Annotated in this window: 12 protein-coding genes; 10 read left to right on the forward strand and 2 right to left on the reverse strand. The window is 64.5% G+C overall.

All coding sequences use genetic code 11. The annotated features are described in order from the left end of the window. Window positions 1-56: 56 nt before the first annotated feature. Together CCE89_RS05540 and CCE89_RS05545 are read left to right on the forward strand one after the other, a co-directional pair. Window positions 57-1,745 (forward strand): M28 family metallopeptidase, encoded by a 1,689-nt coding sequence (locus CCE89_RS05540; protein ID WP_200810299.1) that lies wholly within the window; start codon window positions 57-59, stop codon window positions 1,743-1,745. A 34-nt stretch (window positions 1,746-1,779) separates the two neighbouring features. Beyond that, entirely contained in the window at window positions 1,780-2,760 is a 981-nt protein-coding gene (locus CCE89_RS05545; protein ID WP_234989966.1) for an agmatine deiminase family protein, read from the forward strand. A 226-nt stretch (window positions 2,761-2,986) separates the two neighbouring features. Here CCE89_RS05545 and thrS read toward each other — a convergent pair whose 3' ends face one another. After that, a complete protein-coding gene (thrS, locus tag CCE89_RS05550) occupies window positions 2,987-5,026 on the reverse strand; it encodes a threonine--tRNA ligase (protein WP_086437085.1) in 2,040 nt (679 codons plus the stop codon). Between the two features lie 360 nt (window positions 5,027-5,386). Here thrS and CCE89_RS15240 point away from each other — a divergent pair, with 360 nt between their 5' ends. The 4 genes from CCE89_RS15240 to CCE89_RS05565 are packed head-to-tail and all read left to right on the forward strand — an operon-like array spanning window position 5,387 to window position 6,748. Beyond that, window positions 5,387-5,563 (forward strand): hypothetical protein, encoded by a 177-nt coding sequence (locus CCE89_RS15240; RefSeq protein ID WP_159456589.1) that lies wholly within the window; start codon window positions 5,387-5,389, stop codon window positions 5,561-5,563. Further along, complete coding sequence (locus CCE89_RS05555; RefSeq protein WP_086437086.1) at window positions 5,560-6,162, forward strand: hypothetical protein; 603 nt, start codon at window positions 5,560-5,562, stop codon at window positions 6,160-6,162. The genes CCE89_RS15240 and CCE89_RS05555 overlap by 4 nt, the downstream gene beginning before the upstream one ends. A 5-nt stretch (window positions 6,163-6,167) precedes the next feature. After that, the gene (locus CCE89_RS05560; RefSeq protein WP_234989967.1) at window positions 6,168-6,560 is read left to right on the forward strand and encodes a hypothetical protein; all 393 of its coding nucleotides are present in this window, start codon (window positions 6,168-6,170) and stop codon (window positions 6,558-6,560) included. Further along, complete coding sequence (locus CCE89_RS05565; RefSeq protein ID WP_086437088.1) at window positions 6,557-6,748, forward strand: helix-turn-helix transcriptional regulator; 192 nt, start codon at window positions 6,557-6,559, stop codon at window positions 6,746-6,748. Before CCE89_RS05560 ends, CCE89_RS05565 begins: the two co-directional genes overlap by 4 nt. Window positions 6,749-6,754: 6 nt before the next feature. Here the strand turns inward: CCE89_RS05565 and CCE89_RS05570 are convergent, their stop codons facing one another. After that, entirely contained in the window at window positions 6,755-8,410 is a 1,656-nt protein-coding gene (locus CCE89_RS05570; RefSeq protein WP_086437089.1) for an alkaline phosphatase D family protein, read from the reverse strand. Between the two features lie 108 nt (window positions 8,411-8,518). Between CCE89_RS05570 and CCE89_RS05575 the strand changes: the two genes are divergently transcribed. The 4 genes from CCE89_RS05575 (at window position 8,519) to CCE89_RS05590 (ending at window position 16,115) form a co-directional block, all read left to right on the forward strand. Next, window positions 8,519-9,283, forward strand: coding sequence for an alpha/beta fold hydrolase (locus CCE89_RS05575; protein ID WP_086437090.1), 765 nt, complete (start codon window positions 8,519-8,521; stop codon window positions 9,281-9,283). Next, window positions 9,280-10,128: a tetratricopeptide repeat protein gene (locus CCE89_RS05580; RefSeq protein ID WP_234989968.1), complete on the forward strand. Its 849-nt coding sequence runs from the start codon at window positions 9,280-9,282 to the stop codon at window positions 10,126-10,128. The genes CCE89_RS05575 and CCE89_RS05580 overlap by 4 nt, the downstream gene beginning before the upstream one ends. 8 nt (window positions 10,129-10,136) lie before the next feature. Further along, window positions 10,137-11,120 (forward strand): LLM class flavin-dependent oxidoreductase, encoded by a 984-nt coding sequence (locus CCE89_RS05585; protein ID WP_086437091.1) that lies wholly within the window; start codon window positions 10,137-10,139, stop codon window positions 11,118-11,120. A gap of 318 nt (window positions 11,121-11,438) precedes the next feature. Further along, window positions 11,439-16,115: an NAD-glutamate dehydrogenase domain-containing protein gene (locus tag CCE89_RS05590; RefSeq protein ID WP_234989969.1), complete on the forward strand. Its 4,677-nt coding sequence runs from the start codon at window positions 11,439-11,441 to the stop codon at window positions 16,113-16,115. The last annotated feature ends 67 nt before the right edge of the window (window positions 16,116-16,182 follow it).

The raw sequence follows: 16,182 nt of genomic DNA on the forward strand, positions 1-16,182 counted from the left end.
CCTGCCATGCTCTGCGATGGAGGCGCGATCAGATCCACGAGAGGAACCACACAATCATGATCCGGACTGCCCTGCTCGCAGCAGCCGCGCTGTCGCTCTCCGCCTGCGGAGATGCACCTGCAAGCGAAACAGACACGTCGCTCGACATTCCCGAGGTCGCGGAAGGCGACATTTCCGAAGACACGATGAAGGACGTGACGAGAATACTTTCCTCCGACGAGTTCGAAGGGCGCATGCCCGGCTCGGCAGGCGAGGAGAAAACCGTCGCGCTGTTGACCGAACGTTTCGAAGCGGCGGGGCTCGAGCCCGGCAACAATGGGTCATGGGTGCAGGACGTGCCGCTGGTCGAGATCACCGGCAGGGACTTCGCCCCGCTCACGATCAAGGGCGACGGTGTCGATCTCAGCTATGATTTCGGCGAGGACTGGGTCGGCGTGACCTATCGCGAGGACGCGGCGACGACGCTGGCGAACAGCGAGATGGTCTTTGTCGGTTACGGCATCAACGCCCCCGAACGCGGCTGGAACGATTACGAAGGCGTCGACGTGAAGGGCAAGACGGTGGTCGTCCTCGTCAATGACCCCGATTACGAGACCCAGGGCCTCGAAGGTCCGTTCAATGGCCGCGCCATGACCTATTACGGCCGCTGGAGCTACAAATACGAGGAAGCCGCGCGCCAGGGTGCCGCCGGTGTCCTGATCGTCCATGACACCGAGCCGGCAAGCTATGGCTGGAACGTCGTCGAAAGCAGCTGGTCGGGCCCGCAGGCCTATGCCCAGCGCGGTGAGGACGCGCCCCCGCTCACCACCATGAACGGCTGGGTGCAGAAGGAAGTCGCGCGCGAAATTCTCAAGGCTGCAGGCCAGGACCTCGACGCGCTCAGTGCAGCCGCGAAGAAGAAGGGCTTCGAAGCGGTTCCGCTCGGCCTCAGCGCCTCCACCGAATTCGAGAACGACATTCGCACCTTCGCCTCGAAAAACGTGATCGGCATCCTGCCGGGCAGCGAACGTCCTGACGAATATGTCATCCACACAGCGCACTGGGATCACCTCGGCCGCTGCACCGCTGCGCCTGACGGTGACGACATCTGCAACGGTGCGGTCGACAATGCCACCGGCACCGCGGCGCTGGTCGCGCTGGCCGAAGCGCATGCCAAGGCCGGAGCGCCCAAGCGTACGCTGGTCTTCCTCGCCGTGACGGCCGAGGAATCAGGCCTGCTCGGCGCGCATTATTACGCCGAGAACCCGGTTTTCCCGCTCTCCCAGACGGTCGGCGGGATCAACATGGACGCTTTCCTGATCGCAGGTCCATCGAAGGATGTGGTCGTGGTCGGCCCGGGCAAGTCGCAGCTCGACCAGTTCCTCGATAGTGCCCTGACCGCCGATGGTCGTACCGCCACGCCCAACCCCAACCCCGAAGCGGGCTATTACTACCGCTCCGACCACTTCGCCTTCGCCAAGCGCGGCGTGCCGATGCTCTACGTCGATGGCGGCGAAGACCTCGTCGAAGGCGGCAAGGAAGCGGGCGCGGCGGTCGCAGCCGACTACCGCGAGAACCGCTATCACGGTCCGAAGGACGAGTATGACGAGAACTGGGACTGGTCGGGCGTGATGGCCGACCTCCAGCTGTTCTACCGGATCGGCCGCTCGCTGGCGGAAAGCGGCAGCTGGCCGAACTGGGTCGAGGGCGACGAGTTCCGCGGCATCCGCGACGAGGACTGCGCCGCGAGCGAATCCGGCTGCTGATCGACGCGCGAACTCAAGAACGGAAAACCGGTCCATGGCCAATATCGTGATGCCTCCCGAATGGGCGCCGCAGGATTGGCTGTGGATCGGCTTTCCGCATCTGGCCGAGGAATGGCCGGGCTATCTCGAACGCGCTCAGGAACAGATCGCCGGTTTCGCCAATGCCGTTGCAGAAAGCGGGCAGGAAGTCCGCCTGCTGGTGCGCGACGAAGCGAACGAGGCGCGCGCGCGCGAACTTGTGTCCGGAGCAGTCCAGCTCGAACGCCGGGTCTTCGGTGACGTCTGGCTGCGCGATACCGGCCCGCTCGTGCGCGCCGATGGCAGCGCGCTGCGCTGCCGCTTCAACGGGTGGGGCGAGAAGTATGAGATGCCCGGCGACGAGACGATCGGCGCAGAGCTTGCGCGCGATGCGGCCCTGCCCGTCGTCACCAGCGACTGGATACTCGAAGGCGGTGCGGTTGACGGTGACGGCACCGGAACGGTGCTGACGACCGAGCAGTGCCTGCTCAACCCCAATCGCAACCCAGAACTGTCACGCGAGGAAATCGAGGCGCGACTGGCGCGCGATCTCGGCTTCACCCGCGTGGTCTGGCTGGGCGATGGCCTGATCAATGATCACACCGACGGCCATGTCGACAATCTCGCGCGCTTCGTGGCGCCCGGCGAACTCGTGTTGCCGCGCGCGACGGGCGCTGATGATCCCAACGCGGCGATCTATGCCGATGCCAAGGCGCGCATTCTCGATGCCGGGCTGACGTTGCACGAAATCCCTTCCCCCGGACGGATCGAGCGCGACGGGAGAGTCGAGCCTGCAAGCTATGCCAACTTCGCGATCACCAGCAATCTGGTCGTGGTCCCGACCTTCGGCTCGCCCCATGACGAGATCGGAGTCGCTGCCATCGGTGCGCTCTTCCCCGATCGCGCTACGATCGGCCTCCCGGGCGATGCCGTGCTGGCGGGCGGCGGCGGATTCCACTGCGCCAGCCAGCAAATGCCGAGCCTTTCCAAGGATTAGACCGCGTTTAACGCTTGCTTAGTAATTGCCCGCGAAAATGGGCGCCATGTCCAAGGTCATTGCTCTTTCGCGCGCGGTCCGGTTGGCGGATAAAGTCGCTGAGGCACAGGCCGAGATGATCCGGTTCACGCTGGTCACATCTTGCGCTGTCGCACTCATTGCCGCCGGCCGCGCGCTCCCTTTTTGAGCGCAGACTGACTTGAAACCTGGCTGACCGCCAACCCGATCAGCGAAGATCGGGCGGCGTCGCTTCATCCTTCAGCATCGCAATCGCCTCGTCGAGCGTCATGACGCGCTGGTCCTTTTCGCCCAGCGTGCGCACCGCGACGGTGCCTTCCTCGGCTTCACGCTTGCCGACCACCAGCAGCTGCGGAACCTTCGCCAGCGAGTGTTCGCGCACCTTGTAGTTGATCTTCTCGTTGCGAAGATCGCTCTCGACGCGAATGCCCGCAGCTTCCAGCTTGGCCACCGCTTCCTTCGCATAGCCGTCCGCATCCGAAACGATCGTCGCGACCACCGCCTGCGTCGGCGCGAGCCATACCGGCAAGCGCCCTGCGAAATGCTCGATCAGAATGCCGATGAAGCGCTCATACGAGCCGAAGATCGCGCGGTGCAGCATGACTGGACGGTGCTTTTCGCCATCCTCGCCGATGTAGGTCGCATCGAGACGGTCGGGCAGCACGCGGTCGCCCTGGATCGTGCCGACCTGCCACGTCCGTCCGATCGCGTCGGTCAGGTGCCATTCGAGCTTGGGCGCATAGAACGCGCCTTCGCCCGGAAGTTCCTCCCAACCGAACTCGTCGTTCATCATGCCCGCTTCCCGGACGGCATCGCGCAGTTCCTGCTCCGCCTTGTCCCAGTCCGCATCGGAGCCGAGCCGCTTTTCGGGCCGCAGCGCGAGCTTGATCGCGAAATTGAAGCCGAAATCCTTGTAGACGTCAGCGGCGAGGCGACAGAAAGCGCGGACTTCCTCGACCACCTGCGCCTCGGTGCAGAAGATATGCGCATCGTCCTGCGTGAACTGCCGCACGCGCATCAGCCCGTGGAGCGCGCCATGCGGTTCGTTGCGGTGGCAGCAGCCCATCTCGCCCAGCCGGATCGGCAGGTCGCGATAGGAGGTGATGCCCTGCTTGAAGACCAGCACGTGGGCCGGGCAGTTCATCGGCTTGATCGCCATCCAGTTGGCGTCCGAGGCGACATGCGGATTGGCGCCCTTGCCATCATTGTCGTCGCCCAGCCCTTCGACTTCGGGCACGATGTCGGGCACGGCGAACATGTTCTCAGCATATTTGCCCCAGTGGCCGGACTGCTCCCACTGGCGCACGTCCATTAGCTGAGGCGTCTTGATTTCCCGATAGCCGGCGGCGTCCATCTTGCGGCGCATATAGGCCTCCAGCTCGCGCCAGATGCGATAGCCGTTGGGATGCCAGAACACGCTGCCATGCGCTTCTTCCTGCAGGTGGAACAGGTCCATCTCGCGCCCCAGCTTGCGGTGGTCGCGCTTGGCCGCTTCCTCCAGCCGCGTGAGGTGGGCATTCAGCTGTTTCTTGTTGAGCCAGCCGGTGCCGTAGATACGCGTCAGCTGCGCATTGTTCTGATCGCCGCGCCAGTATGCCCCGGCGACGCGCATCAGCTTGAACGCCTGCGGGTCGAGCTTGCCGGTCGAGGCCAGATGGGGCCCGCGGCACATGTCGAGCCACGCGCCTTCGCTGCCCGGTTCGCCCGACCAGTAGACCGTCAGCTCCTCGTCCTCGGGCAGTTCCCTGGCCCATTCGGCCTTGAAGGTTTCGCCTTCGGCCTGCCACTTCTCGATCAGCTGCTCGCGGCTCCAGACTTCGCGCACCAGCGGCTTGTCCGCCTTGATGATCTCGCGCATCTTTTCCTCGATCGCGGGCAGATCCTCTGACGAAAACGGCTCGCGCGTGTCGGGGGCCTTCACATCATAGTAGAAGCCATCGTCGGTCGCCGGACCGAAAGTGATCTGCGTGCCGGGCCAGAGCGCCTGCACCGCCTCGGCGAGGACGTGGGCATAGTCGTGCCGCGCCAGTTCGAGCGCATCCGCCTCGTCGCGCGCAGTGATCAGGGCAAGCTCGGCGTCGCCTTCGAAAGGCCGGTTGAGATCGCGCACCTCCCCATCCACGCGCGCGGCGAGAGCCGCCTTGGCAAGACCCGGACCGATCGCGGCCGCAACGTCTCCCGGGGTCGATCCCGGTTCCATCTCGCGCACCGATCCATCGGGCAGGCTGATCTTGAGCAATTCGGTCATCGTTCAATCTTTCGCGTCTTTGCGCGCGCCTTTTGCACATAGCGGCGCGCACCGGAAGAGCGGTGTCGGTCATTCTTTGCCGATTTCGAGGGGCTGACACCGATGCCACCCGAAATCGGGTGGCGGATCGTGCGACTAAGCCGCGACCGACCGCCCCCGGATATCCGAGGTCGTAGTGGTCGTGGTGGTAGTCAGCAGCTTGGCCATGGGGGGACATATAGCGATGGTCCGTTGCGATGTCATTACCGGCATGCCTTGGACCGCAGCCGGAAAGCTCGCACGTCATTTTGGAAAGTGTGCTTGACAAATGCACGAATCAATGACAAGTACGCTTTACGTAATTGAAAGGAGACTTGACCAATGGACATTCGTGCAAAGGCCCTGATGTGGGCCGCCATAATCCTCGGGGCCGCTTTCCTCGCGAACAGCCAGGGGCTGAGCGACGGCGCGTCTTTCGCTCTCGTCACCGGCCTTACCGGCGCGGCATGGGGATCGATCAATTCGCGTAGTTCGTGCGGAATGGGATGCCTGCAATGAGCAGCAAAACCGCGACGGCAACCCCCAAACCATGCCTCGGAGCGGCGATCTCGTCCGTGCTCAGCGGATTGGGGCTGCTGTTCCTGTTCAAATCCGACGCGATAAACGCGACGACTGCCTACATTCTCGCGACGATACCCATCGGTCTTATGGCCTTTGCCTTCGTCAAGGGCCTGAGCCTGACAAGGGACAATTCGCGCGCGTCGCATCGCTATCTGGTGCGCATGGCGCTGACCATGGCGTTCTACCTGATCACGCTCTTCCTCGCCGAACACTTCATCGAGGATCGCGGGGTGGTAGGCTGGCTGGCGGCATTCCTTGCTTTCCTCCCGGGATTGTCCTTCGCCGGTATCATCTGGATATTCGGAGGCTTGATCGTCGAGGAGCAGGACGAGTTCTTTCGCATGCTCTACGTTCGCCAGGGGCTGATCGCGACCGGCATATCCTTCACGCTCGCGGCCGTCTGGGGCTTTCTCGAAACCTATAACATCGTCGAACCCGTCGCCGCGTTCTGGTGGCCGACGATCTGGTGCTTCGGCATCGGCATCGGGGCAATTTCAAACAAGCTGAAATACGGCACCTATGGAGAGATCAGATGATGAAAATGACCATTCAGAGACTTGACTGGTTTCTCCTCCTGCCAGCCAGTGCGGGAATATTGATGATCGCGGAAATCGATCCCCCGCGCGAGGTGCTGGTGGAGGTCGGCCCATGGCTCAAGGGCGCGGTGCTCGTGGGACTGACCGCCTTGTTCAGCTTGCTGGTGGCTGCTGGATCGGCCATCGATCGGCGATGCACGGAGGAATACCTGTTCCAGATCCTCGCCAATGCAGCGCTCGTCAGCATGGCGACCACCATGCTGGTTCACCTCGCCTGGATAATCGCGAAGAAGACTCTTGGCCTGCCCGAACTCGACAGCGACAACATCGTCGGCATTCTGACCCTGGGCTGGGTGATCAGTTATTACTGGTTCCGGCTGCGAGGCATTGCGAAATGAAGAACCGCCTCAAGGTGCTCCGCGCCGAGCGCGACTGGAGCCAGCAGCACCTCGCCGAACAGCTCGGCGTCAGCCGCCAGAGCGTCAATGCGATCGAGACGGGGCGCTACGACCCCTCGCTGCCGCTCGCGTTCAAGATCGCCGACGTGTTCGAACTCGCCATCGAGGAAATATTCGAGCGCGACTAGACCAGCCTATCCGGCGAGCACGTTCGTCGACGCCTCGCTGGTGAAGCTGGCCTTCGCCGCCAGCCGGGTCGAGCGCGTGCGGACGGTATCGAGGAACCGGTACTCGTTCGTCACCCGCTCCCCCGTCAGTTCAAGCAAGCCATAGCCGCGGTGCGACGTATCGCTGAACTTCAGCCGCTCGTTATGCGTCGCAAGCGAGACCGCCAGTCGCCTGGGGTCGGCCGCGCCCAGATAAGCTTCGAGCCCGGGCGAACTGACCGATTGCACCGCGAACTCGACCCCCGCCTTCTCGCCTGCATGCGCAAGCTCGAAAGTCCAGGCATTGTGCGAATCTCCGGCGAGGACGACAAGGTTCGCATCCGCCTCTCGCGCGGCGGCGAGCAACCGCTCGCGCGCCGAGGGGTAGCCGTCCCACGCGTCCATGTTCGAAGGCAGCCCAGCGCGCCCCGCCATCGCTGCTGCGGTGACCCGCTGGCGGATGAAATCCGGCGCATTTGCCGCCAGCGCTTCGACGATATCGGGCGGCGTCATAAGATTGCCCATCACCACCTGCTGGGCGAGAACCTGCCAGACCTTGCCGCTCCCGCGCGACGCCTTGAGCGCATCGGCTAGCCATGCCTCCTGTTTCATGCCGAGCAATGTCCGGTCGGGATCGGCCCAGGCACCGTCACGAAAGGCCGTGAGCGCTGCCACAGCGTCTGCGGCGCTGCCTGCGCCAGACAGAACGCTCGCCAGATTGTATGGCTCCTCGCGCCCTTCCAGTCGCGTATCGAGCCGGATCAGCGTGGCAAGGTCGCCAATCTCGTAGGCGGCATAGGTTTCGTCCGAGACGGGCATCCACTCGCGATAGGCACGCTTGGCCGCCGCCTTGCGCACCTCCCAGTCGCCTTCGGTTTCCGGCTGATGGTTTTGCGCCCCGCCGGTCCAGCTGTCATTCGCGCTCTCGTGATCGTCCCAGATCGCAATCATCGGCAGCGTCTGGTGAATGCGCCTGAGGTCCGGATCGCTGCGATAGGTTGCATAGCGCAGGCGATAATCCGCCAGCGCGACGATTTCGTGCTCGGGCCAGAGCAGGCGCCCGGGCTGTGCTTCGTCTGCCGAAGGATAGGTGCCGCGCCTGTACTCGTAGATATAATCGCCGAGATGCACCGCGAGATCGGCGTCATTCGCCTCTGCCGCGTGCGCATAGGCGTTGAAATAGCCGAAGGCGTAGTTGGAGCATGAGAACACGGCCATGCGGAACGGGTCGGTTCCGCCCGCGGGCAAGGTACGCGTTCGGCCAATTTCCGAGCGCGACCCATCGGGAGCGGTGAAGCGATAATAATACCACCGGTTCGGTTCGAGACCATCGGCCCAGCTCTTCACGCACCAGTCGCTTGTCGGCGCAGCCACTGCGCTGCCTTCTGCCGTGATCGCGCCAAAGTCCTGCTTTTCACTGACTTGCCAGGAGAGCGGGGTTTCCTGCTCTGCGACAAAACGCGTCCACAGCAGCACGCGGTTCTGTCCGGGTTCGCCGCTCGCGACACCGTGCGTGAAGCCACTGCCGAAAGTTCGTGCGATCGCCGGGCTGGCGGCGAGCGCTGCGGTAATCCCGCCAAGCTGGAACAAGCCGCGGCGCGTCAGCGGGGCAGAGGGGCGAAAAGGAGGTTCGGATCCGATCATGACTGTGGGTTAGGCTGCGCCCATGTCGGAAAAATGACAAGCGGGATCGTGTCTCATCGTCACCAGCACCCCTTGCCAGCGCCCACCGCTCACGGGCATGGAGCCGGCATGAACGAGTGCGCATCCGATGTCCGATTCCATGAAATGCCAGATGGCGCCCGCATCGCCTATCGCCACTCCGAAGGCGCGGGGCCGACGCTGGTCTTCCTGCCCGGCTACATGTCCGACATGGACGGCGGCAAGGCGACCGCGCTGTTCGACCGGGCGGGCGAAACGGGCCGCGCCTGCCTGCTGCTCGACTATTCGGGCTGCGGACGGAGCGACGGAGACTTTGCCGACGGCTCGCTAGGGCGCTGGCGCGACGAGGTGCTCGCACTCATCGACGCGCAGGTCGAAGGTGAAGTCATCGTCATCGGCTCCTCGATGGGGGGCTGGCTGATGCTGCTTGTGGGCGAGGCCTTGGGCGATCAGCTTGCGGGCATGGTCGGCATCGCCGCCGCACCCGATTTTTCGGACTGGGGCTTCAGCGAGGAGCAGAAGACGAAACTCAGCGCGGGCGAGACCATTTACGAGGACAATCCTTACGGCCCCGAACCCACGCCGACCCATGCGTTGTTCTGGAATGATGCCGAGCAGAACCGCAAGCTCAGCGGCACCATCGCGATCAATTGCCCTGTCCATCTGCTCCACGGCCAGCGCGACGCCGACGTGCCGTGGGAGATCAGCCTGAAGCTTGCCGAAGCGCTGCGTTCGGACGCGGTAAAGGTGACGCTTGTCAAGGACGGCGACCACCGGCTTTCGCGCGACGGCGACATCGCGCTGCTCCTGCAAACGGTGGAAAGCCTCTGCCTCCAACACGAGACGAACCCATGAATTCTATGGCCCTCATCCTCCCTCTGCTCATGCAGGTCGGACCCGATCCCTCTTCGGGAGCCATTCCCGATTATTCCGCGGAAGTGCAGGACCGCCCTGCCCGCGAAGTCCAGCAAACGCCGAGCGAGCCGGTCGGCGATCGCGTCACTCCGACCTGGCTCGAAGAATGTTTCGAACTGGTCGACAGCGACCCTGCGCGCGCCCATTCGCAGGCGCAAATCCGCCGCGATGCGAGTGAGGGTAACGAGCGCGTGCTCGCCAACCATTGCTTCGGTCTTGCGGCAACGCAGCTCGAACGCTGGGACGAAGCGCGCGCGGCCTTCGTCGCGGCGCGCGACGGTTCCCCTGCGGAAGACCGCGCCTTCCGCGCAAGGGTCGGCGCGATGGCGGGCAATGCCGCCATGCCAACAGGCGACATGACCGGCGCGCTGGCACTGCTCGACCAGGCCGAAAGCGATGCGCGGGCCAGCACCGCGCGCGACATGATCGGACTGGTTGCGGTCGACAAGGCGCGCGTACTGGTCGCGCTCGAACGCGCCGAAGAAGCCGTTCCCCTGCTGGAGGAGGCGACTGCGCTACGCCCCACATCGGGCGAAGCGCCGCTGCTCCTCGCAACGCTGTACCGGCGACAGGACATGCTCGCCGAAGCGCAGGCCGCAATCGATGTCGCACTGGCGCGAGATAGCCAGAACCCCGCGATACCGCTCGAAGCAGGCGTCATCGCGGTGCTGTCAGGACGTGAAGCGGATGCGCGCGCGCAATGGCAGCAGGTGACCGCGCTAGCACCCGACAGCGCGGAGGCCGGTACCGCGCGTGGCTATCTTGCCCAGATCGGAGCGGAGTAAACCGTCGTATGACAAAGTTCTCTGTCCTCGATCTCGTCCCGGTGCGCGAAGGCGGCACGCTGAGCGAAGCATTCGATGCGGCGACAACGCTCGCACAGGCGGCGGAACGCGCTGGTTGCAAGCGCTTCTGGGTTGCCGAACATCACGCGATGGAGGGGATCGCGGGCGGTGCGACATCTGTCGTGCTGGCGCATATCGGCAATGCCACCTCGACCATCCGCATCGGATCGGGCGGGATCATGCTACCCAACCACACCCCATTCCAGATTGCCGAACAGTTCGGCACGCTCGATGCGCTCTTCCCCGGACGAGTCGATCTCGGGCTGGGCCGTGCACCCGGGGCCGGGCCGGAATTGCAGCGCGCACTGCGCAAGGATCTGCATCAGGCCGCCGAGTATTTTCCGCAGGACGTGGTCGAGCTGCGCGCACTGATAACCGGCGATGTCGATCTGCCGATCAAGGCGACACCGGGACTGGGCGCGAAAATCGAGTTCTGGATGCTGGGATCGAGCCTGTTCGGCGCGCAGCTCGCTGCCAGGCTGGGCATGCCCTACGCTTTCGCCGCGCATTTCGCGCCCGATCACCTCGATGCAGCGCTCGAGACCTACCGCCGCGATTTCCAGCCTTCGGAGGCCTGCCCCGCGCCGCACGTCATGGTGGCGATGAATGCCTTTGCGGCGGAAAGCGAAGCAGAAGCGCGCCTGCTCGCATCAAGCCAGCAGCAAAGTTTCGTCCGATTGCGCACCGGCAATCCGGGCAAGCTGCCGCCACCGATCGAGAACTATACCGATACGCTCCCGGCACAGGCGAAAGCGATGCTCGACCATGTCGGCCAGGCGGCCGCTGTCGGGACGCCGGCGCAAGTGCGCGAAAGCATCGCGGCCTTTCTGGAACGAACCAGGGCGGATGAGATTATCCTTGCGGGGGCGACCTATGATCCCGATGCCCGCGTCCGCTCGCTCGAACTGACCATGGAGGTGATCGGCGGCTGAGCTTGCGAACACGGGTGGTCGGGCTTGGGTACCCAGGGACCGAGTGGCGGCCGCTGCGCCGGAAGGGAAGGGCATTTCGGCAGCCACACAAGGGTTATAGAGGGTTGGAAGCCCCAGCGGGCGGCTCGTTGCATTTCCTGCCTTGCCGTAGGGTAAGAGCGAGCGTATCGGCGGCGAATATTACTGCGCGGCAGGAAAAGAATATTGCGCAATGCCCGGGAGAGAGCGGGCGACTGGAGCAGGACGATGGTTTCCAAAGCGGCGGGCAAATCCCGCAAATCCAATGGCAAAACGACCGGGATGTCTGGCAGGACGACGATGAACGACGCCGACCTCAGCAACATGCAGAAACGCCTCGCCAAGCACATGCGCGAATCGATCCTGCCCGGCGACACCGGACTTTCCGGCAAACCGCTGACCGAAGCGGCCCGCTTCGTGCTCGAAACGGCGATGCATCGGGAAGCCGACCGCTCCGCTCTTGCGATGGCCTCGATCAGCGACGAACACCGTTATCTGCGCATCGCCATCGTCAATGACGACATGCCGTTCCTGGTCGACTCGATCGCCTCGACGATCGCCGCAGAAGGCCTCACGATCAATCGGCTGGTTCACCCGATCGTGCCTGTGCGCCGCAACTCCGATGGCGAGCTGACCCATCTCGGCGCTGCCGATTCAAAGGCCGATTGCCGCGAGTCGATGATCTTCGTCGAGGCCGAGCGGGTCGATGCGCGGCAGCGCAAGACGCTCGAGGACAAGCTGCGCCAGACGCTTGGCGATGTCCGCGCAGCGGTGAACGACTGGCACAAGATGCAGACGGCGATGAGCGAGGACATCACGCGCCTCGAAAAGCCCGAGAATATCGCGCTGCTCGAATGGCTCAATTCGGGCATGCTCACCCAGCTTGGCCATCTCACCCGCAACCGCGACGGCAGCCACAACAGCCTGCACGGCGTGTGCCGCAAGAGCGCGCGCCAGTTGCTCGCCGAAAGTTCCTACGAACGCGCCTTCGACTGGTTCGAGCAGGACCAGCCCGACGGCAGCCCGCGAGAGCTTCTCATCGTCAAGGCGAACCGGGTCGCCAATGTTCATCGCCGCGTGCCGCTCGATCTCTTCATCGTGCCGATCCGTGACGAGACGCGCGGCAAGGAGAAGGTCACTGCGCTCTCCATCCATGCCGGTGTCTGGACCTCCGCTGCGCTCGCCAGTCCGCCGCAGAAGGTTCCGCGGCTGCGCAATGCATTGGACCAGCTGACCGAAAAGCTCGGTTTCGACCGGGCCGGCCACGCGGGCAAGGCGCTGGTTCACGCGCTGACCGTCCTGCCGCACGATCTGATGGTCGGGTTCCCTTCGGAAGATATCGCGCGGGTCGCGACCACGATGATGGGTCTCGTCGATCGCCCGCGTCCCCGCCTTGCGCTGGTCGAAGCGCCGCTTGCCCGCCACCTGTTCGCCTTCGTCTGGCTGCCGCGCGACACGCTCTCGACGCAGGTTCGCCTGCAGATCCAGGACCTTCTGACCGAGCCCGAAGGCACCGAACTGCTCGACTGGAGCCTCGAGGTCGAAGGCGGCAATCTCGCCATGATCCGCTTCGTCCTCGACATTCGCGAGACAAAGAAGCCGCATGACGAAGCCGCTCTCGACGAGCGCTTGCAGGACATGCTGCTTGGCTGGGGAGAGGCGGTCGAGAAGCATCTCGCCCAGACCGAGGAACCCTCTCGCGCCGCTGCCATCGCCGCGCGCTATGCCGCCGCATTCCCTGCCGGCTACCGCTCCAACTACGGGGCTGCCGAAGCCGCGCTCGACCTCCACCGTCTGCGGGCGCTGCATGGTGACGAAACGAGCGGCCGCGACGCGCGTCTCTATCGGATCGACACCGACCCGGCAGATCATCTGCGGCTCAAGGTCTACCAGCACAAAGGGGCACTGCCGCTGTCGGACGCGGTGCCTGCGCTGGAGAATTTCGGCTTCAAGGTCCTCTCCGAGATACCCACCAGCCTCGACGAGGGCGAGCTCGGCACGATCCACGATTTCATGCTCGCCCTGCCCGACGGCGAGAATGCAGCGCCGTTGCTCGAACGGGCCGACGCGATCGAACGGGCCATCGCTGCCGTCCTGGTCGGCCGCGCCGAGAACGATCCGTTCAACCGCCTCGTCGTGCAGACCGGCCTGTCAGCATTGCAGGCCGACTGGTTGCGCGCATTCTACCGCTACCTGCGGCAGGCAGGCATGGGCTTCACCATCTACACCGTGGTCGATGCGCTCGCCGCCGCGCCGCAGGTGACCCGCCCGATCATCGAGCTGTTCACCGCTCGTCACGATCCGGCATTCGAGGGTGATCGCGCCGCTGCCGCCAGATCCGCCGAAGATGCGATCAAGCGCGGGCTGGCCAAGGTTGCCGCGATCAACGACGACCGCCTGCTGCGGCTCTATCATGCGCTGATCGGCGCCATCCTGCGCACCAACGTCTTCGCTCCGGCGGCAGAAGAGGCGCTCGCCTTCAAGATCGATTCGAGCCTGGTGCCGAACCTGCCCAAGCCGATCCCCTGGCGGGAAATCTTCGTCTATTCGCGCCGCGTAGAAGGCATTCACCTGCGCGCCGGACCGATCGCGCGCGGGGGCCTCAGGTGGTCCGACCGGCGTGACGATTTCCGCACCGAGATTCTCGGCCTGATGAAGGCGCAGCGGGTCAAGAACGCGGTCATCGTGCCGACCGGCGCGAAGGGCGGCTTCTATCCCAAGCTGCTCCCCAATCCGGCGAAGGATCGCGATGCCTGGGCCGCCGAGGGGCAGGCAAGCTACGAACTCTTCATTCGCACGCTGCTCTCGGTCACCGACAACATCGTCGATGACACGGTGGTGCATCCCGACAGCGTAGTGATCCACGATGGCGAGGATCCCTATTTCGTCGTCGCCGCCGACAAGGGGACGGCGCGCTTTTCCGACGTCGCGAACGCGATTGCCGAGGAAAAGGGCTTCTGGCTCGACGATGCTTTCGCCAGCGGCGGTTCGAACGGGTACGACCACAAGGCGATGGGCATCACCGCGCGCGGGGCCTGGGTCTCGGTGCAGCGCCACTTCCTCGAAATGGGCGTGGACGTGCAGACGGATTCGATCGAAGTCGTCGGTTGCGGCGACATGTCGGGCGACGTCTTCGGCAACGGCATGCTGCTGTCGAAAGCGATCAAGCTGGTCGCCGCTTTCGACCACCGCCACATCTTCATCGATCCCGACCCCGATCCGGCGAAAAGCTGGAAGGAACGCCAGCGCCTCTACGACCTGCCGCGGTCGAGCTGGGAGGATTACGATCCCGAGCTGATCTCCAGGGGCGGCGGCGTGTTTTCGCGCGAATCGAAGCTGATCAAGCTGTCCAAGGCTGCGCGCGAGGCGCTCGGCATCGAGGAGGCGGAACTCGAACCCGAAGCCCTCATCAGCGCTATTTTGTGCGCGCCGGTCGACCTCATCTGGTTCGGCGGCATCGGCACCTACATCAAGGCCGATGCCGAGAATAACGTCCAGGTCGGTGACCCTGCCAATGACGCCCTGCGGGTGAATGCGCAGGACGTTCGCGCCAAGGCGATCGGCGAAGGCGCCAATCTGGGCGTAACCCAGGCCGGGCGCATCGCCTTCGCCACGAAGGGCGGTCGGATCAACACCGACTTCATCGACAATTCGGCTGGCGTCGATTGCTCCGACAACGAAGTGAACATCAAGATCGCGCTGGCGGCTGCCCGGCGCGCGGGGAAGATTTCCGAGAAGAAACGCAACGCCTTGCTCGAGGACATGACCGAGGAAGTCGCGGCGATCGTGCTGGAGAACAACCGGCTTCAGGCACTGGCGCTTTCGATCGCCGAGCGCGGCGGCGCACGCTCTGCGGCCTCGCACATGCGGCTCATCGAAACGCTCGAGGACATGAACGCGCTCGACCGCCGGACCGAGGGGCTGGCGGATAACGAAACGCTGATGCGCCGCGCCAGCGACGGGCATGGCCTGACCCGGCCTGAACTTGCCGTGCTGCTGTCATCGACCAAGCTCGTGCTGCAGGACGCGATCGAGCAGAGCGCGCTGGTCAAGGACGAGGCGCTCGAACCGCTGCTGGTCGGCAGCTTCCCGCAGCCGCTCCAGAAGAAGTTCCGCAAGCAGATCGCGACGCACCGCCTGCGCGATGAGCTGATTGCGACCAAGCTCGCCAATCGCATCGTCAACCGGCTCGGGCTGATCTACCCGTTCGAGCTGGCCGAGGAAGAGGGCGCATCGCTCGACCAGATCGCCTCTGCCTATGTCGCGGTCGAACATCTGCTCGGCATGCGCGAGATCTGGCACGCGATCGAAACCGCGGAGATGCCCGAGGAAGCACGCATCCTGATGCTCGACCGGGCGGCGGCTGCGATGAGCTCGCATATCGCCGACCTCCTGCGGGAAAGCGGCGCGGTGCTCGAACCGAGCAAGCCGATCGCCGATCTCGCAAAGGGCGTCGAAAAGCTCTCGGGTTCTACCGAGAAGCTGCTGTCAGAAGCGGCGCGCAAGCAATCTCAGCGTTTGACCACGCAGTTCGTGGAGGCTGGCGCCCCCGCCGATATCGCGGCGAAGGTCGTGCACCTGTTCGAAATCGACGGTTCGATCGGCCTTGCCGGCCTCGCTCGCAGCAGCGGCACACCGACCGAAACGCTGACCCGGGCCTTCATCGAACTCGGCGAACGCCTGGGTCTCGACTGGGCGCAGCAGACCGCAGAGGGCATGGCCCCCTCCGATCCGTGGGAACGCCTGCTCGTCAACGGGCTGGCGCGCGATTTCCAGCAAATGCGGCTCGACTTCCTCCGCAGGCGCGGGGGCGGCAAGACGGGTCCGCAGGCCGCGGTCGAACGCTGGGCCGGAACGCAGGCCGCAGCGGTGAAGCAGTTCCGCGCGATCATCGGGCGTGCGCAGGCGCATACTCCCGTGGCGCCCGCCATGCTGGCGCAGATCGCCAGCCAGGCGCGCAACCTGCTGGAGCGGTAGAAAACTGGCTGCGCAGTCCCGGACCGCATGGTCCGGGGTGATCGCTAGGCTTGACCTCGCGCCGTTT

Origin of the sequence: Altererythrobacter xiamenensis (genome assembly GCF_900177715.1) — a bacterium.
GTDB lineage: Bacteria > Pseudomonadota > Alphaproteobacteria > Sphingomonadales > Sphingomonadaceae > Erythrobacter > Erythrobacter xiamenensis.